The sequence below is a fragment of the Sinomonas cyclohexanicum genome (assembly GCF_020886775.1).
GTDB classification, from domain to species: Bacteria; Actinomycetota; Actinomycetes; order Actinomycetales; family Micrococcaceae; genus Sinomonas; species Sinomonas cyclohexanicum.
The window spans coordinates 3,409,673-3,432,680 of record NZ_AP024525.1 but is presented as its reverse complement, the minus strand read 5'-3'; the positions used below and the strand labels follow the sequence as shown (position 1 = coordinate 3,432,680).

Annotated in this window: 16 protein-coding genes; 11 read left to right on the top strand and 5 right to left on the bottom strand. The window is 73.4% G+C overall.

Annotated elements, in window-relative coordinates; translation table 11 throughout:
* The first annotated feature begins 17 nt into the window (after positions 1 to 17).
* Together SCMU_RS16240 and SCMU_RS16235 are read left to right on the top strand one after the other, a co-directional pair.
* Positions 18 to 2,339 carry a hydantoinase B/oxoprolinase family protein gene (locus tag SCMU_RS16240; RefSeq protein WP_229230140.1) on the top strand — a complete coding sequence of 774 codons (2,322 nt, stop codon included), beginning with the start codon at positions 18 to 20 and terminating at the stop codon, positions 2,337 to 2,339.
* 74 nt (positions 2,340 to 2,413) lie between these two features.
* On the top strand, positions 2,414 to 3,229 hold the full coding sequence (locus tag SCMU_RS16235; protein ID WP_229230139.1) for a hypothetical protein: 816 nt from the start codon (positions 2,414 to 2,416) through the stop codon (positions 3,227 to 3,229).
* Between the two features lie 48 nt (positions 3,230 to 3,277).
* On the opposite strand, the gene SCMU_RS16230 is transcribed toward SCMU_RS16235, so the two are convergent.
* The 4 genes from SCMU_RS16230 to SCMU_RS16215 all read right to left on the bottom strand — a co-directional run bounded on the left by SCMU_RS16230 (position 3,278) and on the right by SCMU_RS16215 (position 10,304).
* A complete protein-coding gene (locus tag SCMU_RS16230; protein ID WP_229230138.1) occupies positions 3,278 to 4,357 on the bottom strand; it encodes a LacI family DNA-binding transcriptional regulator in 1,080 nt (359 codons plus the stop codon).
* A 9-nt stretch (positions 4,358 to 4,366) separates the two neighbouring features.
* Positions 4,367 to 7,804 (bottom strand): alpha-L-rhamnosidase-related protein, encoded by a 3,438-nt coding sequence (locus tag SCMU_RS16225; RefSeq protein ID WP_229230137.1) that lies wholly within the window; start codon positions 7,802 to 7,804, stop codon positions 4,367 to 4,369.
* 3 nt (positions 7,805 to 7,807) lie between these two features.
* A complete protein-coding gene (locus tag SCMU_RS16220; protein WP_229230136.1) occupies positions 7,808 to 9,904 on the bottom strand; it encodes a DUF6807 family protein in 2,097 nt (698 codons plus the stop codon).
* 121 nt (positions 9,905 to 10,025) lie between these two features.
* Entirely contained in the window at positions 10,026 to 10,304 is a 279-nt protein-coding gene (locus SCMU_RS16215; RefSeq protein WP_229230135.1) for a hypothetical protein, read from the bottom strand.
* 374 nt (positions 10,305 to 10,678) lie between these two features.
* Here SCMU_RS16215 and SCMU_RS16210 point away from each other — a divergent pair, with 374 nt between their 5' ends.
* From SCMU_RS16210 to SCMU_RS16195, 4 genes are read left to right on the top strand one after another with little or no spacing between them, the layout of a single operon-like run.
* A complete protein-coding gene (locus SCMU_RS16210; RefSeq protein ID WP_229230134.1) occupies positions 10,679 to 11,104 on the top strand; it encodes an L-rhamnose mutarotase in 426 nt (141 codons plus the stop codon).
* A 2-nt stretch (positions 11,105 to 11,106) separates the two neighbouring features.
* Positions 11,107 to 12,273 carry an L-rhamnose isomerase gene (gene rhaI / locus SCMU_RS16205; RefSeq protein WP_229230133.1) on the top strand — a complete coding sequence of 389 codons (1,167 nt, stop codon included), beginning with the start codon at positions 11,107 to 11,109 and terminating at the stop codon, positions 12,271 to 12,273.
* An 18-nt stretch (positions 12,274 to 12,291) separates the two neighbouring features.
* A complete protein-coding gene (locus tag SCMU_RS16200) occupies positions 12,292 to 14,361 on the top strand; it encodes a bifunctional aldolase/short-chain dehydrogenase (protein ID WP_229230132.1) in 2,070 nt (689 codons plus the stop codon).
* Positions 14,358 to 15,863, top strand: coding sequence for a rhamnulokinase (locus SCMU_RS16195; protein WP_229230131.1), 1,506 nt, complete (start codon positions 14,358 to 14,360; stop codon positions 15,861 to 15,863). Before SCMU_RS16200 ends, SCMU_RS16195 begins: the two co-directional genes overlap by 4 nt.
* 52 nt (positions 15,864 to 15,915) lie before the next feature.
* Here the strand turns inward: SCMU_RS16195 and SCMU_RS16190 are convergent, their stop codons facing one another.
* On the bottom strand, positions 15,916 to 16,641 hold the full coding sequence (locus tag SCMU_RS16190) for an ANTAR domain-containing protein (protein ID WP_229230130.1): 726 nt from the start codon (positions 16,639 to 16,641) through the stop codon (positions 15,916 to 15,918).
* Positions 16,642 to 16,941: 300 nt separating this feature from the next.
* On the opposite strand from SCMU_RS16190, the gene SCMU_RS16185 reads away from it, so the two are divergent.
* The 5 genes from SCMU_RS16185 to SCMU_RS16165 are packed head-to-tail and all read left to right on the top strand — an operon-like array spanning position 16,942 to position 22,918.
* On the top strand, positions 16,942 to 18,336 hold the full coding sequence (locus SCMU_RS16185) for a Gfo/Idh/MocA family protein (RefSeq protein WP_229230129.1): 1,395 nt from the start codon (positions 16,942 to 16,944) through the stop codon (positions 18,334 to 18,336).
* Complete coding sequence (locus SCMU_RS16180) at positions 18,333 to 19,292, top strand: NAD-dependent epimerase/dehydratase family protein (RefSeq protein ID WP_229230128.1); 960 nt, start codon at positions 18,333 to 18,335, stop codon at positions 19,290 to 19,292. The genes SCMU_RS16185 and SCMU_RS16180 overlap by 4 nt, the downstream gene beginning before the upstream one ends.
* 19 nt (positions 19,293 to 19,311) lie before the next feature.
* Positions 19,312 to 20,295 (top strand): 5-dehydro-4-deoxyglucarate dehydratase, encoded by a 984-nt coding sequence (locus SCMU_RS16175; protein ID WP_229230127.1) that lies wholly within the window; start codon positions 19,312 to 19,314, stop codon positions 20,293 to 20,295.
* A complete protein-coding gene (locus SCMU_RS16170) occupies positions 20,292 to 21,425 on the top strand; it encodes a mandelate racemase/muconate lactonizing enzyme family protein (protein ID WP_229230126.1) in 1,134 nt (377 codons plus the stop codon). The genes SCMU_RS16175 and SCMU_RS16170 overlap by 4 nt, the downstream gene beginning before the upstream one ends.
* Positions 21,422 to 22,918 carry an aldehyde dehydrogenase (NADP(+)) gene (locus SCMU_RS16165; RefSeq protein WP_229230125.1) on the top strand — a complete coding sequence of 499 codons (1,497 nt, stop codon included), beginning with the start codon at positions 21,422 to 21,424 and terminating at the stop codon, positions 22,916 to 22,918. Before SCMU_RS16170 ends, SCMU_RS16165 begins: the two co-directional genes overlap by 4 nt.
* Positions 22,919 to 23,008: the final 90 nt, after the last annotated feature.

The window sequence follows — 23,008 nt, the reverse complement described above, 5'->3', positions numbered from 1 at the left end:
ATTCCAGGAGAGAAACGATGACTATCGTCAACGACGACCGCATCGAGGCGGCCGCACCCAAGGCACAGCTCACTTCGCAGGAGCAGGAGTGGGTCGAGAAGTTCATGGATGAGACGACGCTGTTCCTCGGGCCCGATCCCGAGATCATGCGTTCGCACAGCATCGCCGATCGCTCGCCCTACGAGGACGCATGCATTGCCCAGGGCGTCGACCGCCTCGAGGCCGAGCGCATCCGCAAGCGGATCGCCGGCGCACTGGACGAGGGCTACGAGATGTGTGAGGCGCAGGGCGCAGCCCCCGGCGCGAAGTGGGGAGACCTCACGACGGCGATCTACACCGCCGCGGGCGACGTCTCCTACCTCTCGTGCCACGGCGTGATCGCGTTCAGCGCGATCCTGCACCACCCCATCCGCTACATCGTGAAGTACTGGAAGGACGAGCCGACCGTCGGCATCAACCCCGGAGACGGCTTCATCCACAACGACGCGCGCTTCGGCAACGTCCACAACACGGACCAGTCGATGATCATGCCGATCATCCGCGACGACCAGATCATCGCCTGGGTCGCCGCGACCATCCACGAGGGCGAGAACGGCGCGTGCGAGCCCGGCGGCATGCCCTCCGGCTCGGAGACTGCGTTCGACGACGGACTGAGGATGAGCCCCTTCAAGATCGTCGAGGGGGGCCACCTGCGCCGCGACCTGCTCACCTTCCTCCAGCATTCGGTCCGCGACCCCAAGCTCCAGCTCGCCGACCTGAAGGTCAAGATCGGCGCGGTCAATCGAATCATGCAGCGCATCGACACGCTCATCGACGAGGTCGGCGTGGAGACGTTCGTCGCCGCCCTGCGGATGACGGTCGAGGATGTCGATGTCGAGGTGCGGAGGCGCATCGCGGAACTCCCCGACGGAACAGTGAGCTTCAACCAGTTCATGGACAGCACGCTCAAGGAGAACATCCTGATCAAGCTGGCCTGCAAGATCACCGTCAAGGGCGACCACATGACGATCGACCTGCGTGGCACCGGCCCGGAGATCTTCAACCGGGCGATCAACTCGCCGCTGTGCTCGGTGAAGTCCATGATGATGCAGGCAATCCTCGCGTTCTGGTGGCCCGACCTGCCGCGCTGCACCTCGGCGATGAGCTGCATCGACATCATCTCCGACGAGGGCACGTGGGCGGATGCCGGCTACGACGCCCCCATGGGCCAGTCGCTCCAGGCCAGCTTCCGCGGCTTCTCCGCCCTGCAGTCCTCGTTCGGCAAGCTGCAGTTCTCGACGCCGGAGAAGTACTCGAACGTCGTGGCCAACTGGTTCAACCAGATCAACACGTTCCTGTGGGGCGGCGAGACCCAGCACGGCGACCAGGTGGGCAATCTTTGCGCCGACCTCAACGGCATGCCGGGCGGGGCGAAGCCGTTCAAGGACGGCGAGGATGCGGTGTCTCCGCTCTTCTGCGCCATGGCCGACACGGCCGAGCAGGAGGTGATGGAAGAGGAGGTGCCGTTCATGCAGCTCGTCTCCAAGCGCCTCGTGAAGGACAACATGGGCTTCGGGAAGTTCACCGGAGGCATGGGCTACGAGATGATCGTCGCCTCCGAGGGCACCCCCCACTGGGGGTTCATGACCGTCACATCCGGTGCGAAGTTCTCGTCGGTCTACGGCATGTTCGGCGGCTACGGCTGCGGGACGTACCCGCTCGCGATGGTCAAGGGGGTCAACGCGTACGAGCACTTCCGCCGTGATCCCAAGACTTTCGACCTGTCCATGGAGAAGGTCATGAACGAGCGCCCCTTCGAGGGTGCGAAGTACACGACGTCCCACATGGGCCTGCAGTTCGACGTCGCCAAGGACGGTGAGCTGTACATGATCAGCCAGGGTGCCGGCGGCGGCTACGGCGACCCGATCGAGCGCGACCCCGAGTCGGTTGTCCGGGACGCCGAGCTCGGCCGCATCTCGCCCAAGGTCGCCCGCGACGTCTTCTGCGTCGCCTACGACGAGGAGCACTTCCGTCTCGACGCCGCCGAGACGGAGCGGCTCCGCGCAGCCCAGCGCGACCGCCGCCGTGCGCAGGGCAAGCCGTACGCCGAGTTCGTCAAGGACTTCGTGACCGAGGAACCGCCCGCGGACCTCCTGTACTACGGTTCCTGGGGCGACGACACGGACGAGCTCACCGCGACCGTGTTCACCGTCAACGGGGCCGAGCGTGTGACCCGGACGATCGACGAGATGCCGATCATCATGATCCCGGACCGCCGCGAGGTGAAGATCGCCAAGCTCGAGCAGCGCATCCTCGAGCTCGAGAGCCGCTACGACGACCACAGGGCCACCAAGGCCTAGTCGTCCGCGGGGCCGCGCCGGACGGACGGCGCGGCCCCGCAACCCCAGCCCGCAACGCCCCCGAAGGAGACCACATGTCCACCGTCCTCGACGACCTGCTGGCGCCCCGCAGCGCGGCCTCGCGCCCGGCCGTCTTCATCGACCACACGGCGTTCGGCGGCCACCGGATCCTCCGGGGGCCGATCCCGTGGACCAATGCCGCCGAGCTCGCGGGCTACTACGGCAAGGCACAGGCGCTCCTGGGCTCCGACGCGACCGTCGTGCCGGTTGCGCTGCTCGTCGACGCCGTGCTCGCCGAGAATCCCTCGATCCGTGCAGACATGGCCGCCCGGCCGCGGCCCGGGTACGCCCTGCGCACGCTCCTCGCAGCCGATCCGATCCGTGAGGCGCTTTCCCGCGCCCTCGCAGCCCTCCCGCACGCGAGCCGCGCCCCCATCGCGCTGCTCGCGCCCTCGCCCCTCGTCTGGCTCGCGCTCGCGCAGCGTGCAGCGGGGAACCCGGACGTGTCCGGCATCACCGCGGACCACGCCGAGGCCGCCGCGATGTACGTCTCGGACTGGCTGCGGCACGTCGCGGACCGCGACATCGCGTTCCTCGTCCTCGACGGGAGCAGGGACCTCGAGGGGGACCCGGGGGCGCTCGAGCGGCTGCCCGAGGAGGACCTCGCGGCCTACGCGCCCGTGGCGAACGCTGCCGAGCACTACCGCTGGGGCCTCATCCACGTCGCGGACGGCGGATCCGGCGCGGACTCGTCGCCGCGCGCCCGTCGCCTTCCGGAGGGGTACTGGACGGACGACGCCGCGGCCCCCGAGGCGGACATCCTCCTCGCGCGCGTCCCCGCCGACGCGGACCCCGAGACGGTCCTCGCCAGGCTCGCTGCGCTGCGCTGAGGCCGGCAGGCCGCAGTGGGCTCAAGCGCCCGGGCCCGGCACGTCAGGTCAGGTGTGTGCTCCGCGGCCCGCGGTCGAGGCCCGCACCACGAGCTCGGGCTTGAACAGGACCTGGCGCGGCTCGCGGCTGGGGTCCTGGGCCTCCTCGCGCAGGATCTGCACCGCCGTCTGGCCGATGAGCTCGCGCGGCTGGCGGATCGACGAGAGCGGGACGACGGCCGCCGAGGCGAAGTCGATGTCGTCGTAGCCGACAATGGCCATGTCCTCCGGGACCCTCAGGCCACCCTCGCCCATGAGCACCTGGAGCGCGCCGATCGCCACGAGGTCGTTGCCGGCCAGGAGGGCGTCCGGCCGGTCGCCCGCGGGCCGGGAGAGGAGGGCCCGCGCGGCGCGCCGCCCGTCCTCGAAGCCGAGCGCCGCCGTCGCGATTGCCTCGACGCTTGCGCCCTCCACTCCCTCCGCCGCGGCGCGGGCGCCGGCGAGGCGGTCGCGCATCTGCTCGAGCTCGCGCGGACCGCCCACGAAAGCGAGCCGGTGCCGCCCCGCATCCAGGACGTGCTGCGCGGCAAGGCGCCCGCCCTCCACGTCGTCGACCGCCACCGAGCTCAGGCTGCGCGTTCCCGCGGTGCGGTCCACGAGCACCACCGGGGTGCCCGCGGCGCGGAGCCGCTCGAGCCGGTCGCCGAGATCGCCGATCGGGGAGATGAGCATGCCGAGGACGCGCTGCGTCTCGAAGTAGTCCAGGTGCGAGGCCTCGCGCTCGGCCGACTCGTCGCTGTTGGCCATGACGACCGAGAGGCCATCCGAGGCCGCCTCGTCCTCGGCGCCGCGCGCCACGTCGGTGAAGAACGGGTTCCGCACATCGAGCACGAGGAGGCCGATCGTGGTGGAGCGGCCCGCGCGCAGCTGCCGGGCGGCGTCGTTGCGGACGAACCCCAGCTCGTTGATCGCCGCGTGCACCCGCTCGACCGTCGCCGCCCGGACGATGTCCGGCCTGTTGAGGACGTTGGAGACGGTGCCCACGGACACGCCCGCGAGCTCGGCGACGTCGCGGATGCTCGCCGTGCCGTGCACCGCGGCGCCCGCCGAGGCCACCGCGGGTGGGGCCGGGAGCTTGGAACGGTTCATGCTGGCAGGCTACCGCGCGGCGGAGGCATAGTCGCCGAGCCGCAGCGCGTGGCGGCCGGGCCCCAGGAGGCGGGGCGCGCCGTCGTGCGCCGCCACGCTGACCGTGGCGCGGGTCCCGGGCGGGAGCTCGCAGTCGAGGTGGACGCCGGCGGCCGTCCGGCGCCACCCCACGCGGAGGCGGCCCTGCTCGAGCGGCAGGTCCGCGCGCGCCCACTCGAGGCGGCAGGAGGGCGGGCTCAGCTCGAACACGCCCGGCGCCGTGCGCCGAAGCCCGAGGACCCCGTCCACGAGCACTGGCCACGCGGCCGCCGCCCACGCGTGCGACTGGCTGAAGTCCGTCCCCTCGACGAGCTCCCACGACTCCCAGGCGGACGTCGCGCCCCGCGCGAGCCACGCGAGCGGGCCGCGGGCCGGGTCGTCGAGCACGACGCCGAGCGCCTCCTCCGTGCGCCCCTCGCCGACGAGCCCCGCGAGCAGCCGGTGCCAGGTCATGGGTCCCATGCGCAGGCCGAGGGATGCGGCGCGGGCGGCGTCGGCGGTGCGGTGTGCCGGGCCGGTGGCGCCCACGGCGAGCGGCATCGCGGTCGCATGCTGGGACGCGTGGGGGCTCGGCGTCCCGTCCGCGGCCAGGCCGTCCACGAGGACGCCGTCCACCCGCAGCCTCGCCTCCATCGCCGCGGCCAGGGCCCCGGCGCGTGAGGCGAGCCGCGCCGCCGTCGTGCGTTGCCCGAGCGCTCGGGCGAGCCGCGCCGTCGAGGCGAGCGCAGCGTACGCCTGCGCGTTGACGGCGGTGCGCGCCGCGGCGGACATGTCGTAGCCGAAGCGGTTCGGCGCGGGCCAGTCCACGATCCCGTGCAGGTACGGTCCGCTGCCGCCGGGAAGCTCGGTGACGAGCCCTGCGCACGGGCCTTCCGCGGGGATCGCCCGCAGAACGTACCCGCATGTGGCCTCGAGCGCGGGCAGGAGCTCGACGGCGAAGGCGTCGTCGCCCGAGTGCCGCCAGTACGCCTCCGCCCACTCGGGCAGCATGAGCGAGAAGTCTGGGATGTCCCGCTTGCCGTCCCCGTTGGGGTAGACCGCGTTGACGCGGCCGCGCTCGCCGGGCGTGTCCCAGTACCGGGCCCCCGACCACACGAATTCGCGCAGCGCCTGGCGGGTGAACTCGCGTTCGCCGAACGCCGCCATGGTCGTGAGGGAGATGTTCACCGCGTCCGCGAGGAATTGGCCCTTCTCCCGCGTCGGAGTGTCCATGAACCGCTCCTGGACGCCGTGGAGCGCCGAGTCCTGCAGGAGCGCGAGGACACGGTTGAGCGCGGGATCGGAGGTCTCGACCGCGGCCGGCGAGGCCGGGTGGTCCGCGCGCACAACGGCGGCGCTCACGTCGGCGGCCACCGCGCCTGGCGATTCGGGCGCCTCGATCTCGAGGTACCGGAAGCCGAGGTGGACGCGCGCGTCGAACGGCACGGCCGGCTCGCCGACGGTGCCCGAGAACCCGGGCCCGGCGAGGAAGCTCATGTCCGTGTTCTGGCTCGGGGTCTTCGCCTCGTCCACCCGCCCGTCGGGCCGCAGGCTGTAGCCCGCGCGGAGCCGCGTGGTCTCGGATCCGCCGCGCAGGTCGACGCGCGGGCGCAGGGCGCGGACGGTGCCGAAGTCGGCGACGCGCGTCCCGTCCCCGGCCTCGAGCCGGGCCGCCGGCCAGACCCGCTCCTCGGTGACGTGCGCCCGGCGCGGGTGCAGCGAAGGGAAGTGCTCGTGCGGGTGGGCGCCGAGCACGACGGCGGGCCCCCACCCGGGTCCCTCGGCGAACCCCGGCGCGCCCCAGCCCGCGGGGAGGGGCCCGAGGGCGTGCTCGACCGCGTCGCCCTCGTCGTTGCGGTACCCGGCCTGGGCATACGGCGCCTCGGACGCGCGCCAGCCGGGGCCGGTGCCGAAGGACTCACGGCTGCCGTCCTCGTACTCGACGCGCAGTTCGGCGAGGAAGCCGGGATGCCCCGCGGCGCGGCCCTGGCCCGGCCCGTACCAGTGCACCAGGGCGCCGAGGGCCAGCCTGGGCCGGTCCGGCCCGGCAGCCTCGTCCGGCGCGGGGGCCTCGTCCGGGGCCGCGGCGGCGCTTGCAGGGGAGCCTGTGGCGGCGCGGACGGCAGCGGTGACGTCCGCTGCGTCGAAGTAGTCCTCCCCCGGGTACCCGAACGAGCACAGCGCGAGGACCTCCCTCCCGCCCACGTGCACCCACGCCTGATGCCGGGCAGCGGCGTACAGGACCGCACGGCGCACCGGCCCGGCCAGGCGGACCTCGGCGCGCAGGAGCGACCACTCGTCCGGCTGGCGGAACGGCGTCTCGGCTGGCCACGGGACGGGTAGCCCAGCGGGCCCGTCGGCGGCCCAGCGGAAGGCCTCGGTGCCCGCGCGCTCGATGCCCAGGGCGCGCAGCGCGCCCTCGGCCCTCGGCGCGGCGTGGAGGGCGAACCGCGTCCCGCCGGCGACGGGCGGCCGGGGGAGGGCGGCGTTGAGGAGGGGGACGCCGTCGACCGCGACGATGATTCTGCCCCTGCGGGCCTCGGCCCGGAGGCGCCGCCACGGGGTCTCGCCGGGGCGGACGCGGCCGTCGGGGTGCCGATCGGTCGCACCGGGGGCGGCGGGCGGGAGCGTTGCCTCGGCGAGGGGCGCGGTGGCCCAGTCCCGGGGCTCGCACGGCTGGTCCCACGCGGGAAGCGGCCGGAGCGTGAGGCGCTCGCCCGGCCCGAGTTCCAGCAGCAGGCCCGTACCCGGTCCGGCGCTATGGAACGCGATGCCGCACGCGCCCAGCACGGGTCGCAGCTCGGCCTCAAGCGTGAAGTCCGCGCCCGGATCTGCTGGCACTACGGGGCCGACCGGGGCCGCCACGCAGGGCACCGGCAGGAACGGCGTGCCGTGCCAGCGCAGCTCCGGCCGGCCCCCGACGCCGCGCTCGAGGCGCAGCGGCGCGCGGCCGCCCGGGGCACGGGTGATCCATCCGGCGGTCCAGTCCGCGCTGCCGGGCCCCGTGGCGAAGGAGTGCTCGTCGCTCCAGAGGCCCCACGCGCCGTCGGCCGTGCGGAGCCTGACGCTCCACGTGCATGCGGTGTCCGCGGGGAGTGCGGCGTCCGCGGGGACAGCCACGCGGGTGGTCGCGTGGGACGGCAGCGGGACGGGCCCCGGGGCCCAGAGCGTGCGGCCGTCCTCGGCGCGCACGTGCGGCTCGGCGGCCACCGGCATGAGGCGCGGGTCCGGGTCCGGGCCGTTCGACGGGTCCCGGCCAGGCGCATCAGACCCGGCGAGGACCTCTGCGTGCCACGACAGCCGCGGCGTGGGGCCCGCGCTGAGACAGTCCTCGGCGCCCTCGACCCGCAGCCGGAGCGGGACCAGGAGGCCCGAGGCCCCGGTGGCATCGCGCGCGCGCCGGGCGACGGAGGTGTCGGTGCCTGTCATCGTTCAGGCACCCGCGGACTCGGGGCCCACGGCGCCGGGACCCGCCACGAGCGCGGCGGCGCGGGCCGCGTCGAGGGGCCCGTCGACGAACCAGAACCGGAACGTCCGCTCGAGCGTCCCGCCCGCCGCGAGCTCCACCGCCCGCTCCCACGCGAGCGCCGAGCCGATGCCCGGGTACCCCGCGAGCCGCACGAACCACGGGTCCGCCGGGGCCTCGGGTGCCGCCGCGATCACGACGCCGGCCTCAGTACTCTCGCCGCCGGGCCCGTCACCGGTGCCGCCATCGCCGAACCGGGCGCTCCACGCCACCCACGGGGCCGCGTGGCCGTGGACGGCGTCCTCGCCCTCGGCGCCCGGCGTGAACACCGTGGCCCCGGTGCACGGCGCGAGGCGCAGGAAGAGCCCGCCGTACCCGCCGCCCGTGTTCCCGTTGGAGCCGGGCCCGCCGAGGCTCACGTCCCGCGCCGCGGTGAGGCGCGTGTGCAGCGTGAGGCGCCACGCGCCGTCGTGCGCGGTGTCCTCCGGAACCCGCTCGGCGGCGAGGGTGCACTCCTCGGTGAGGAGGGCGGCGCCGTCGTGCGCGTCCCAGCGCAGCCGCAGGGCGAGCCTGCCGGGCGACTCCTCGGCGGCCTCGACGGCCATGCGGCCGTGGTCCGGCCGCCACACGTACCGCCGGGCCTCGCGCGTGTAGGTGCGGCCACCCCAGAGGTTGGTACCGGACACGTCCTGGAGGGCCAAGCCGAGGCCCAGGTGCCACGGGTGGTCGAAGGGGAGATGGTCGGTGAGCGTTGTCCCGGCGAGCGTGCGGACCGGGTGCAGGTACGGGCGCGGAGAGAGGGTCGGCGCGAGGCGGGCGCCGTCGAGCAGCCCGGCCACGGGCTCGCCCCCGGGGAGCGCGAGCACGGCCGCAGGCTCGGTCGGGACAGCCCAGGGCAGGCCAAGCTCGGCGAACGTCGCCTGCGCCTTGACGGCTCTCTCGAGCGCGGCCTCGATCCCACGGACAACGGGCCTCGCCGAGGGGCCCCCACCGTCCCAGTTGACGTGCTCGGGGGCGATCGGGTGGACCGCGCTCGCGGTGCGGATCGCCTCGAGGACGCGCATGAACGCTCCGGCGTCCGCGAGGGAGCTCAGCAGCGGCGTCCCGTTCAGGAGGTGGTCGAGGAGGTTCTCCGTGAGGTCGGTGCGGCCGTAGTGCTCCTCACGCTCGCCCGACTCGGTGCGGACCACGAGACGGTCCTGGGTGTAGAAGAACTGCACCTCGCCCTCGGTGCCGTACACGGTGACCCACGGCTCGAGCTGTTCGGGGGCGCACACCGTGAGCGCGCACGTGACCGGGATGCCGTCGGTCGTGGTGAGGCGGACCACGGAGGTGTCGTCCGCCTCGATGGCGTGCGCGTGGTAGAGGTCCACCTCGATGCCCGCTATGTCCGCCTCACCCCGTGCGCCCGCGATGCGCAGGGCCGTCGCGACCGCGTGCGCGAGCGGGTTCGTCACGACGCCGTCGACTACCTCGACGCCGTCCATGGACCGCTTCCCGGCCCATCGCGAGCGGGCGTAGTAGGCGCGGTCGCGGCTCCAGAGGCCGATCGCGCCGACCGCGCGGAGGCTGCCGATCTCGCCCGAGGCGAGCAGCCGCTCGATCGCCTGCAGCGCGTGCGAGCCGAGGCTCTGGAAGCCCACTTGGACGGCGGCCTCGCGGGACGCCGCGTCGGAGAGGAGCTTCCGGAACGCTTCGAGCGAGGGCACCGGCGGCTTCTCGAGGTACAGGTGGGCGCCCGCGCCGAGCGCGGCCGCGGCGAGCGGCCCATGCGTCTGGATGGGCGTCGCGATGATCGCGACGTCCGGGGCGGGGCGGGCGGCGAGCAGCTCGTCGAGCGAGGCGTACGACGGCGTGCCCTCCGGCACGCTGCCTGGTTCCGGTGCGATCGGGTCGGCTACCGCCTCGAGGACGACGGCGCCCTCGCGGGCCAGGCGCGAGAGGTTCCGCAGGTGGACCAGGCCGAAGCCGTGGGCGCCGACGAGGGCGATGCGCGCGGGTCTCGTGCCCGTGGGCACTATGGCGGATTCGGACCGCACCGGATGGGAGGCATGCGTGCTCATGGAGATCCTTCGCGCCGGAGTCAGAGACGTTGGAAAGCGTTTTCCAGTCTGGCACGAGGAGGAGGCGGACGTCCAGAGGTCTCGGGTGCAGGGGCTGGTCTGACGGTGGCGCCCCGCGGCCTCAGAGCCCGGCCGGGAAGGCGTACGTGCTCGGAATGGATGAAGCGGATTCCTGCCCGTGGACGAGGGCGATCTCGGCGTGCGGACTGAGGGCGACGTCGCGGGGGCTGCCCTGCTGCTTGGCCCCGTTCACGTAGACGGCCCAGTCCGCGGCGCTCGAGCGGGCGCTTCCCGGCGCGCCGCCCGTCCCGTCGAGGACACCCCACTCGGTCAGGAGCTGGCCGAGGGTGTAGGTCCGGCCCGCCGTCGGCGCCTCGATGTGGAGGGAGCCAGCGACCATCCCGCCTGGGCCTGCACGGACTCCGCGGCTGGAGTCGATGCGCCGGGGGTCGTAGCCCCGGCCTGGGCGGAACAGCCGGCGAGGCCCATCGCCAAGGCGGGGAGTGCGATCAGGATGGCGGCCTTCATGTCCACGGCAGGAGTCCTCTGGTCGGTCTGGGCCAGTGCTCTGGCCGTTGATGCTGTGCGCGGGATGCGTTCCCTCCACTCTCATCTTCGCGCCACCGGTACGGGAGGGGCCAAAGGCTCCGAGATGCCGTGGTGCCCGCCACGGGGACATGTGGGGCGGCCATTGACCGGCCGCGATTCGACCCCCTACCATCGGTGCAGGGTTTGAATCGATTCATTTTGAGAACAGGACATGAAGGAGCGCCCATGGCCCCGACCGCAGCGCCGCGGCAGCGCATCTGCTTCCAGCAATGGATCCAGCCCGACCGCATCGAGGAGTACAAGCGGCGCCACGCCGCCGTGTGGCCCGAGATGCTCGGGGCCCTCGAGGCCGCCGGCTGGCACAACTACTCGCTGTTCCTCCGCCCGGACGGGCTGCTCATCGGCTACGTCGAGACGGACAGTCTCGAGGCGGCCACGGCCCGCATGGCCGCCCATGAGGTCAATGCCCGTTGGCAGGCCGAGATGGCGGACCTCTTCGAAGGCCTCGGCACACCTCCGGACGAGTCGTTCGTCCCACTCGAGGAGGTCTTCAACCTCGAGTCCCAGCTCGCCGCAGCCCGCAGCGACGACATTCGGGCCGGCCACGCGCCGTCGGCCGCCGGCACCGACCCCCACACCGCAGGAGTATGACCATGACCGCCCCCACCACCGTCCCCGAAGGCCTCGACGCCCTCGCGATCGAGGTCCCCTCGTGGGCCTACGGCAACTCCGGGACCCGCTTCAAGGTCTTCGGCACGCCGGGCACGCCCCGCACGGTCCAGGAGAAGATCCAGGACGCCGCGAAGGTGCACGAGCTCACGGGCCTGGCGCCGTCCGTCGCGCTGCACATCCCATGGGACACGGTCGATGACTACGCCGCGCTCCGCGAGTATGCCGAGGGCCTCGGAGTGAGCCTCGGGACCATCAACTCGAACACGTTCCAGGACGACATCTACAAGTTCGGCTCCCTCACCTCGTCCGACGGCGCGGTCCGGCGCCGCGCGATCGAGCACCACCTCGAGTGCATCGACATCATGGACGAGACCGGCTCGCGGGACCTGAAGGTCTGGCTCGCGGACGGCACGAACTACCCCGGCCAGGACGACATCCGCGGCCGTCAGGACCGACTCGCGGAGTCCCTCGCCGAGATCTACGCCCGGCTCGGCGACGACCAGCGCCTCGTGCTCGAGTACAAGTTCTTCGAGCCCGCGTTCTACCACACGGACGTGCCGGACTGGGGCACGTCCTACGCGCAGACCCTCGCCCTGGGCGACAGGGCGCTCGTGTGCCTGGACACCGGGCACCACGCCCCCGGGACGAACATCGAGTTCATCGTCGCGCAGCTGCTGCGGTTGGGGAAGCTCGGCTCGTTCGACTTCAACTCACGCTTCTACGCCGACGACGACCTGATCGTGGGCGCGGCGGACCCGTTCCAGCTGTTCCGGATCATGGTCGAAGTGGTCCGCGGCGGCGGCCTCGAGCCCGGGTCTGGCGTGGCGCTCATGCTGGACCAGTGCCACAACCTCGAGGAGAAGATCCCGGGGCAGATCCGCTCGGTGCTCAACGTCCAGGAGATGACGATGCGCGCCCTCCTGCTGGACCGCGCGGCCCTCGAGGACGCCCAGCGCAGCCGCGACGTCCTCGCGGCGAATGCCGTCTTCATGGACGCGTTCTACACCGACGTGCGCCCTGCCCTCGCGGCCCGGCGCGAGGAGCGCGGCCTGCCCGCCGACCCGATGGCGGCCTACGCCGCCTCCGGCTACCAGAAGCTGATCAACGACACCCGAGTCGGCGGCACCCAGGCCGGCTGGGGCGCCTGAGAGGACATGCACCACACCATGAATGAGACGCAGAGCCCGGCGCAGAACCCGCGGCAGAATCGGGCAGTTGCCCAACTCATCGCCCGCTCCAACCGCCTCGGCGCGGACAAGCGCACCACCAACTACGCCGGCGGCAACACGTCCGCCAAGGGCACCGAGACCGACCCCGTGACCGGCGAGCCGGTCGAGCTGCTGTGGGTCAAGGGCTCCGGGGGAGACCTCGGGACCCTGACCGCGAGGAACCTCGCCGTGTTGCGCCTGGACCGCCTCCGGGCCCTCGCCACCGTGTACCCGGGCGTGGAGCGCGAGGACGAGATGGTCGCCGCCTTCGAGTACTGCCTCCACGGCAGGGGCGGCGCTGCGCCGTCGATCGACACCGCGATGCACGGCCTCGTCGACGCCGCCCACGTGGACCACCTCCACCCGGACGCGGGCATCGCGATCGCTACCGCGGCCGACGGCGTCGCGCTCACCGAGAAGGTCTTCGGCACCAAGGTCGTGTGGGTGCCCTGGCGGCGCCCCGGTTTCCAGCTCGGCCTGGACATCGCGGCGATCAAGGCCGCGAACCCCGAGGCCATCGGGACGATCCTCGGCGGCCACGGCATCACGGCGTGGGGCGCCACGAGCGAGGAGGCCGAGGCAAACTCGCTGTGGATCATCGCCGAGGCCGAGAAGTACATCGCTGAGAACGGCCGTCCCGAGCCGTTCGGCCCCGCGCTGGACGGCTACGGGGCGCTGCCCGACGAGGTGCGCCGCGCCAAGGCCGCCGCCCTAGCCCCGGTGATCCGCGGCCTGGCCTCGACGGACCGGCCCCAGGTGGGCCACTTCGACGACGACCCGCGCGTCCTCGAGTTCCTGGCCGCGGCCGAGCACCCCCGTCTCGCGGCCCTGGGCACGTCCTGCCCGGACCACTTCCTGCGCACCAAGGTGGCCCCGCTGGTTCTGGACCTGCCCGCGCAGGCCTCGATCGAGGACAGCGTGGCCCGGCTCAAGGAGCTCCACGCCGCCTACCGGGAAGACTACGCGGCCTACTACCGCCGCCACGCGGAGCCGGACTCGCCGGCCATGCGCGGCGCCGATCCGGCCATCGTGCTCGTTCCGGGCGTGGGCATGTTCTCCTACGGCAAGGACAAGCAGACCGCCCGCGTGGCCGGCGAGTTCTACCTCAACGCGATCAACGTCATGCGCGGCGCCGAGGCCGTCTCCGCCTACGCCCCGATCGAGGAGTCGGAGAAGTTCCGCATCGAGTACTGGGCGCTCGAGGAGGCCAAGCTCGCCCGCATGCCCCGGCCCAAGTCCCACGCGACCCGGATCGCCCTGGTGACCGGAGCGGCGTCGGGCATCGGCAAGGCCATCGCGACCCGCCTCGCCGCCGAGGGGGCGTGCGTGGCCATCGCGGACCTCGACCTCGAGAAGGCCCAGGCCGCCGCGGCGGAGCTTGGGACCACCGACGTCGCGATCGGCGTGCGCGCGGACGTCACCGACGCCGCCCAGGTGGCGGCCGCGGTCGACGCGACGGTCCTCGCGTTCGGCGGGATCGACCTCGTGGTCAACAATGCGGGCCTGTCCATCTCCAAGCCGCTGCTCGAGACGAGCGAGAAGGACTGGGACCTCCAGCACGACGTCATGGCCAAGGGCTCCTTCCTGGTCTCCCAGGCCGCCGCGAAGGCCATGATCGCCCAGGGCATGGGCGGGGACATCGTCTACATCTCCTCGAAGAACTCCGTCTTCGCCGGCCCGAACAACATCGCGTACTCCGCCGTCAAGGCCGACCAGGCGCATCAGGTGCGCCTCCTCGCGGCCGAGCTCGGCGAGCACGGCATCCGCGTCAACGGCATCAATCCCGACGGCGTGGTCCGCGGCTCGGGCATCTTCGCCGGAGGCTGGGGCGCCAAGCGCGCCGCGGTGTACGGGGTCGAGGAGGAGAAGCTCGGTGAGTTCTACGCCCAGCGGACCCTGCTCAAGCGCGAGGTGCTGCCCGAGCACGTCGCCAACGCCACCGCGGTCTTGACCGGCAGCGAGCTCTCCCACACCACGGGCCTGCACGTGCCCGTCGACGCCGGCGTCGCCGCCGCGTTCCTGCGATGAGCGCCAGGATGTTTGTCGCGGTCGACGTCGGTGCCTCCTCCGGACGCGTCATCCTCGCCACCGTCACGAACGGCGGTGCGGCGGGTGAGCAGGGCAGGACGCACGACGGCGCCGCGAAGGTCGCGCTCGACGTCGTCCACCGCTTCCCCAACGGCGTGATCGACGACGGCGTGGACCGCAGCGGCGCGCGCGTGCTGCGGTGGGACGCGCCCGGGATCTTCGCCGAGGTCATGACGGGCCTGGGCAAGGCCGCCGATGCTTCGCGGCAGCGCGGGCTGCGGATCGAGAGCATCGGCATCGACACATGGGCCGTGGACTACGGCCTCGTCGACGCCGCGGGACGGCTCAAGGAGCCCGTGTACGCCTACCGCGACGGACGGACCCACGCCACCGTCCCGACCGTGCACGGCACGGTCCCGCCCGAACGGCTCTACGAGGTCACCGGCCTGCAGTTCCTGCCCTTCACCACGGTCTACCAGCTCGCGGCCGAGCCGCGCCTGGACGGGTACGAGGCACTGCTCATCCCGGACCTGCTCGCGTTCTGGCTCACCGGCGCGCGCCGCACCGAGGAGACGAACGCGTCCACGACCGGGCTCCTCGACGCGCGCACGGGGACCTGGTCGCGCGAGCTGTTCGAGGCGCTCGGGCTGCCCGAGGGGCTCTTTCCGGAGCTCATCGCCCCGGGCCAGGCGTATGGCACGCTCCTGCCGTTGGTTGTCGAGCGCACCGGGCTGCCCGCGGACACGCCCGTGGTCGCGGTCGGCTCGCACGACACCGCCTCTGCCGTCGCGGCCGTGCCGGTGGAGGCGGGCGGGGCCATTGCGGGGGATGACGTCGCATACATCTCCTCGGGAACGTGGTCGCTCGTGGGCGTCGAACTCCAGACGCCCGTGCTCACCGAGGAAAGCCGGGCGGCCAACTTCACGAACGAACGCGGCGTGGACGGCACCATCCGCTACCTGCGCAACGTCGGCGGGCTCTGGCTCCTGAGCGAATGCCAGCGCCAGTGGGCATCCGAGGGCCGCGGCCTCACGCTCGAGGGGCTGCTCGAGGCGGCCGCAGCGCTGCCTGCCGGGGGCCCGCAGGTCGACGTCGACTCGGACGAGTTCATCGCCCCCGGCGGCATGCCCGCAAGGATCGCGGCCGCTGCGGCGCGCCGGGGCGAGCCGCTCGCGGAGGCGCCCGGCGCCGTCGTACGCTGCATCCTCGACAGCCTCGCGGCCGCCTACGCGCGCACGATCGCGCGGGCCGCCGAGCTGTCGGGGCGGCGCCCCCGGGTGGTGCACGTGGTGGGCGGCGGGTCGCAGAACGAGCTCCTGTGCCGGCTCACCGCGGCCGCGACCGGGCTGCCGGTGCTCGCGGGCCCCGTCGAGGCGACGGCGCTCGGCAACGTGCTCGTCCAGGCCCGCGCGGCCGGGGCGCTCTCCGGTGGCCTGGCCGCCCTCCGCGCGGCCGTCCGGGCCAGCGTCGAGCTGCGGGAGCACGTGCCCGCGGCGGTGTAGACCCTCTCGAGGGGCACGGTGCCCGAACGCGCCGCGCCCCATCGGCCCCTGCTCAGTCGACGAACGCCGTCTGCGGGAGCTCGGGGTGGATGCGCTGGACCAGCTCGGCGGCGACATCGTGGACCTTGATGTTCCGGTTGTTCGATGCTCTCCGCAGGATGCCGAACGCCTCCTCCGCGGAGCATCGGCTCTGGGCCATGATGACGCCGACGGCGACGTCGATGACCGTGCGATGCTCCATCGCGTGCGCCCGATGCTGTGACCGTTCTTCGTGGTCGGCGAACCGCACCCCGAGCCGCAGCGCCCATGATGCCTGGTTCCGGAGCCGCCCGATGCCGGCCAGGATCCTACGCCGCCCGGGAAGGTCCGGGGGAATGGCGCCGATCATCGCCAGTGCTGCCCGCGCGGTCGGGCCGGCGGCGACGGGCGCCACGAGGAGCCCGGCGTCGAGGCCCCATGCGGCCGTCGATGCCCAGGGGGCGGGGAGCCGGACGTGCGCGGCGGAGCTGCCGCGGTCAAGCGCGGTGGCGAGGTCGGCGTCGTCGTCCGCGAGCCTCTCCTCGATCAGCCCGGCCAGGGCATCGGAACTGCCCGCGGCGGTGGGCGCGGAGTGATTGCGCCGCCGAAGCACGATCCCGCACTCGGCGGGCGCAAGGCGCGAGAGCAGCATCTGCGTGCGCACGGTGAGGGCGCCGAGGAGCGAGCTGAGGTCGGTATGCGCCAGCAGCAGGTGGATGGGGTCTGGGGTGGCAGGGTCGTGCGGAGGCCGGGCGGCCATGGAGCGCTCCTCAGGGGACACGGCCTGCGGGCATGCAGGGGCCGCGGACGAGTGGCAGGTGCCCATTTCTTGAGCGCTCGGGGGCCGTGGCGTGGCCCGTCCCCCTGCCGCTCATCTTGGACAGACCCCGCGGCTCCGGTCAAATCCGCACGGCAGGTACCGAAATGTGGGCGCGACGACGGGTCGGCAAGGGTTTTCCGGTAAACCCTTGGCACGGGGCGCGGCTGCGGGTACCGTGGTGAGAAACCGGTTACTGAGCGCCGAGGGAGGCGTCGCCGGAGCCTTCGCAAGGAGACCTCAATGTCCCCCGAACCCCGCAGCTACGCCATCGTCGGCACCGGGTCGCGTGCCCAGATGTACATCGACGCCCTGGCCGGCAGCCATGCCGGCCAAGGGCGTGTGGTCGCGTTCGTCGACACGAATGAGCGGCGCATGTCCCACTACGACTCGCGGGCGGCCGTGGCCTCCGGCCCCGTCCCGCTCCACTACACGCCCGAGCGGCTCGAGGAGATGTTCAGCGTCGAGCGCCCACACGCCATCGTGGTCACGTCGCCCGACTCCACCCACGCCCGCTACGTGACCGCGGCGCTCGCGCGCGGCGTCGACGTCGTGTGCGAGAAGCCGCTCACCACGAGCGCCGAGGGGCTGCGCAGCATCGTCGACGCGGCGCGGCGCGAGAAAGAGACGTCCGGCGCCAAGCTCGTCGTCACGTTCAACTACCGGTACTCGCCCCGCAACTCGGTCATCAAGGACATCATCCAGTCCGGGCAGATCGGCAAGGTCACCTCTGTCCACTTCGAGTGGTGCCTCGACACAGTCCACGGCGCGGACTACTTCCGCCGCTGGCACCGGCACAAGGCCAACTCGGGCGGCCTCCTCGTGCACAAGTCCACTCACCACTTCGACCTCGTCAACTGGTGGCTCGACGACGTCCCCGAGACCGTCTACGCCCAAGGCGGCCTGCGCTTCTACGGCGCCGCCAACGCCGCCGCACGTGGCCTCGGCGAGCGGCCCGAGCTGAGCCGCGACAACCCGGACCGCACCGACCCCTTCAACCTCGACCTCGCCGCGGACGAGAAGCTCCGCGAGCTCTACCTCGACGCCGAGGCCGACGACGGCTACCTCCGCGATCGTGACGTCTTCACCGAGGGGATCGACATCGAGGACAACCTGAGCCTCGTGGTCGGCTACCGCGGCGGCGCGTCGATGGCGTACACGCTCGTGGCGCACTCGCCATGGGAGGGCTACCGCGTGGCGATCAACGGCACCGAGGGCCGGGTCGAGATCGAGGTCGTGGAGCGCGGCTCGGTCGCCCCGGACAAGCACACCTTGGACCCCTCCGCCGCTGCGGACCCCCACCTGACCGGCGCCGCGGCCCGGCCCGAGGGCACGATCGTGCGCGTCCAGCGCCTGTGGGAGCCCGCACGGATCGTCGAGGTCCACGAGGGCGCGGGCGGGCACGGCGGCGGCGACTCCATGCTGCTCGACGACGTGTTCCGCGGCCCGGCCGAGGACCCGCTCCGCCGCCAGGCCGGGTGGGCCGACGGCGTGCGCAGCGTCCTGGTCGGGATCGCCGGCAACGAGTCGCTCCGCACCGGCCAGCCCGTCCGGATCGCGGACTTCGGCCTCCCGCTCGAAGACGCGCCGACGCGCGACGCGGCCGTCGCCACCGCCGAGAAGGCGGCCGCCCGATGAGCTGGAACCCTTCTGCCTCCTCTGGCTCATCGTCCCGCATCGTCGTTACCGGCGGATCCGGCCGCCTCGGCGTGAGCGTTGCGAACCACCTCGCCGCCCGCGGCCACGAGGTCGTCTCACTCGACCGCGCGCCGTCGGAGCTCGTGCACGACGGCGTGCGGCAGCTCGCCGTCGACCTCACCGACGCCGCCGCGACCCGGACGGCGTTCGAGCGGCTGCGGCCCGACGGCGTCGTGCACCTCGCCGCGATCGCGGTGCCGTTCAGCGCGCCCGAGGACGTGATCCTGCGGACCAACGCGCAGCTTTGCCTCTCGGTGCTCACCGCGGCGGCCGACGCCGGCGCCGGGCGCGCGCTCGTCGCGTCGAGTCCCACGGTGCTCGGCTACGGGGCGCCGCAGGGGTGGGCGCCGGAGTATCTGCCCATCGACGAGGAGCACCCGATCGCCCCGTGGAACGCCTATGCGCTCTCGAAGGCGACCATGGAGGCGACCGTGCGCATGTTCGTCGCGGCGCGGGGGGACGCGTTCCGCGTCGGCGCGTTCCGGCCGTGCTTCGTCATCAGCCCGCAGGAGTGGCACGGTGCCCCGACGCAGCAGGGCCACACCGTGGCCGAGCGCCTCGCCTGCCCCGAGCTCGCCGCCGTCTCCCTCTTCAACTACGTCGACGCGCGCGATGCCGCGGGGTTCACCGAGCGCTGGCTCGAGGGAGCGCACGAGGTGCCCAACGGGGAGGTGTTCTTCGTCGGCGCCGACGACGCCATGGCCCGCGCCCCGCTCGCCGAGCTCGTGCCGCAGTACTTCCCCGGCACCGAGCGGATCGCCGAGCCCCTCACCGGCACCCAGGCCGCGTTCTCCTCGGCCAAGGCCCTGCGGCTGCTCGGCTGGCGGCCGCAGCGCTCGTGGCGCACCGAGCTCGCCGGCGAGCCCCTCGCGACCACCTCTGCCCACCTCAGCTGACACCCTCCAAAGGAGAACCATGCACTTCGACGGCATCCTCTTCTTCCCCGTCACCGCCTACGACGCCTCCGGCGCCGTGGACACCGGACTCACCCGTGAGCACATCGCCTCCCGCCTCCCGCATCGCCCCGGGGGCGTCTTCGCCGCGTGCGGCACCGGCGAGTACCACGCGCTCACCGCAAAGGAGGCGGGCGCCGTCGTGCGCGCCGCGGTCGACGCAGTCCAAGAGGGGGCCGCCCCCGGCGGCACCCGCGTCCCCGTGATCGGCGGGACAGGCGGCCCGCTCGGGCACGCGATCGAGGCGGCCAAGGCCGCCGAGGACGCCGGCGCCGACGGCCTGCTCGTGCTGCCCCCCTATCTCGTCAACGCGCCCGTCGCGGGCCTCGAGCGGTACGTCGAGGCGATCGCCGCGGCGACGTCGCTCGAGCTCGTCGTGTACCACCGCGCGAACGCGAAGTTCACGCCCGACGCCGTCGCGCGCCTCGCTGCCGACCCCCAGATCGTCGGGTTCAAGGATGGCGTCGGGGACATCGGCGTGACCCAGGAGGTGGTCCTCGCCGTCGAGGCCACGGGCCGCGCCGACTTCCAGTTCTTCAACGGACTCCTCACGGCCGAGCTCACCCAGGGTGCGTACCGGGGGATCGGGATGCCGCTGTACTCGTCTGCGGCGTTCGCGATGGCCCCCGAGGTCGCCAACGCGCACTACCGTGCGTACGCCGCGGGGGACGAAGCGCGGCGCCGTGAGCTGCTCGAGCGGTTCTACCGCCCGCTCGTCGCGCTGCGGGACGCCGTGCCGGGCTACGGGGTCTCGCTCGTCAAGGCCGGCGTGCGCCTCGGCGGGCTGCCCGTGGGCGGGGTCCGGCCGCCGCTCGTGGACCCCTCGCCGGAGCACCTCGCCGAGCTCGAGCGGATCCTGGCTGTCGGTGCAGAGCTGGCCGCGGCCGAGCCGGCCGCGGGCCCCGCCGGTTCACTGGTGGGCACCGACGCCCTCACGGTGTCGTGAGCACCTCGCCCGAGCCGGTGCTCGCCTCCCTCACCACGAGGCTCCTCGTCCCGCCGCTCCCGCGGCCCTGGGGACCGGACGTGCCCGAGGTCCACGTCATCGTCGTCGACGTCGAGGACACGGCAGGCAACCGTGGCACAGGATTCTCGTGGACCCCGACCATCGGCGCCGGTGCGGTGCGCGGCCTCCTCGAGGAGGACATCGCACGGGCCGCCGTCGGCGGGCCCACGCACCCCGAGGCCGTGTGGGACTCCCTCTGGCGGCATCTGCACGAGGCCGGAGGGGGCGGCCTGACGACCATCGCGCTCGCGGGCCTCGACCTCGCACTCTGGGACCTGACCGCCCGCCGCCTCGGCGAGCCGATCGCGGGACTGCTGGGGCGGCGTCGTGCGTCGATGCCCGCCTACGGGTCCGGCGTGAACCTGCACTACAGCCTCGAGGAACTCCTCGACCAGGTCCACCGGTGGGTCGCCGCGGGGTACGGCGCGGTCAAGATCAAGGTCGGCGGGCCGGACATCGAGGAGGACGTCGAGCGGGTCGCCGCAGTGCGTGAGGTCCTCGGGCCGCACCGGCGGCTCATGGTCGACGCGAACCAGCGCTGGGACCTGCCCGCCGCGCGGCGGGCCGTCGCCGCGCTCGAGCGGTTCGGGCTGCACTGGCTCGAGGAGCCCCTGCGCGCCGAGGACCTCGACGGACACGTGCAGCTGCGCCGGTCCGTGTCCGTGCCGATCGCCGTGGGGGAGAACCTCCACACGCTCCAGCGCTTCCGCGAGTACCTCGTGGCCGGCGCGTGCGACATCATCCAGCCGAACATCATCCGCGTCGGCGGGATCACGCCGTTCCGGCGCATCGCGGCGCTCGCGGCGTCCGGATCCGTGGAGCTCGCACCGCACCTGCTCACCGACCTCTCGGCCCAGCTCGCCGCAACCCTGCCCGGCGCCGTGCACGTCGAGGAGGTCGAGGACACCGCCTTCGAGACGCTCGGGCTGCTCGCCGCACCGTCGCCAGTCGTTCGCAAGGGCGCCGCCGTCCACCTCGAGCCGGCTCCTGGCCTGGGCCTCGAGTTCGTCGAGCGGCTTGCGGCCCCCGCCGTCCTGTCAGCCGCCACACCCCTAGGAGACCACGCATGACCGCCCCCGCCCTCCTCGTCCCCGAGACCACCGCGGACACGACGCCCGAGGTGCTCGACGCCGTCGTGCGTGCCGCCGTCCGCGCCGCCGCGCCCGCCGCCGCAGCGTCCGACGGCGAGCGGGCCGCCTGGCTCGAGGCCGTCGCCGAGGCGCTGGACGCCGCGCGCGACGAGCTCGTCGCAATCGCGGAGCGCGAGTCCCACCTGCCCGCCGCGCGGCTCACCGGCGAAGTGGCCCGCACCACCGGGCAGCTGCGCCTGTTCGCGTCCGTGGTGCGCGACGGCGCGTACCTCGAGGCCATCATCGACCGGGCGCGGCCGGATGCCATGCCGCCGCAGCCCGACCTGCGCCGCATCCTCCGCCCGCTCGGCCCCGTCGCCGTCTTCTCCGCGAGCAACTTCCCGTTCGCGTTCTCCGTGGCCGGCGGGGACACGGCCAGCGCGCTCGCGGTGGGATGCCCCGTCGTCGTCAAGGGCCACTCGGGACACCCCGAGCTCTCGGTGCGGACGGCGCGGATCGTTGCCGGCGCGCTCGCCGGGGCCGGCGCGCCCGACGGCGTGTTCGGCCTTGTGCTCGGGCGCACGGCGGGGAACGCGCTCGTCCAGGCGCCCGGCATCACCGCCGTCGGGTTCACCGGATCGCTGTCCGGCGGCCGCGCGCTGTTCGACCTCGCATCCGCGCGGCCCGACCCGATCCCGTTCTACGGCGAGCTGGGCTCGATCAACCCCGTGGTCGTGACGCCGGCCGCCGCGGAGGCCCGGACGGCGGAGCTCGCGGCCGGCCTCGCGGCGTCGTTCACGCTCGGCGTGGGGCAGTTCTGCACCAAGCCCGGGCTCGTGCTCGTCCCCGCCGGGGCCGGCTTCGAGCCGGCCCTTGCCGCCGAGGCCGCCGCCCATGCCGGCGGGCCCATGCTCACGGCGCGGATCGCGGACGCATTCCCCGCCGGGCTTCGGCGGCTCGTGGCCGAGGGCGGGGCCACGGCCGTGATTGGCGATCCTGGGCAGGACACGTCGGGCGGCGGGGCCCGCCCCGTGGTCCTCGCGGTCGACGCCGCCCGCGTCCTCGCGCGCCCCGACGTCCTGCTCGAGGAGTGCTTCGGGCCGATGACGCTGGTGGTGCGCTACGGGTCGGAGGCCGAGCGCGATGCGGTGCTCGACGCCGTCGGCGGCTCGCTGACCGCGACCCTGCACGCGGAGCCGGACGAGGACGTGGCCGCGCTCGCGGCCCGGCTGGCGGAGCGTGCGGGGCGCGTGCTGTTCGGGGGATGGCCCACGGGGGTGGCGGTCACGTGGTCGCAGCACCACGGCGGCCCGTGGCCCGCCACGACGTCCGCACTGCACACGTCGGTCGGGGCGACGGCCGTGCGACGGTTCCAGCGCCCGGTCGTGTTCCAGGACGCGCCCGCGTCGGTGCTGCCGGCCGCCCTCCGCGACGGGAACCCGCGGGGGATCCCGCGGCGAATCGACGGCAGCCTCACCCGCGGCGCCGTCTGAGGGTCACTACCTGGGGGTCACCATCTGGGGGGCACCTCCCGAAGGGCAGCTCCCGTGGGTGTACTTCTGGGGGGCCCCTCCTGGGGGTCA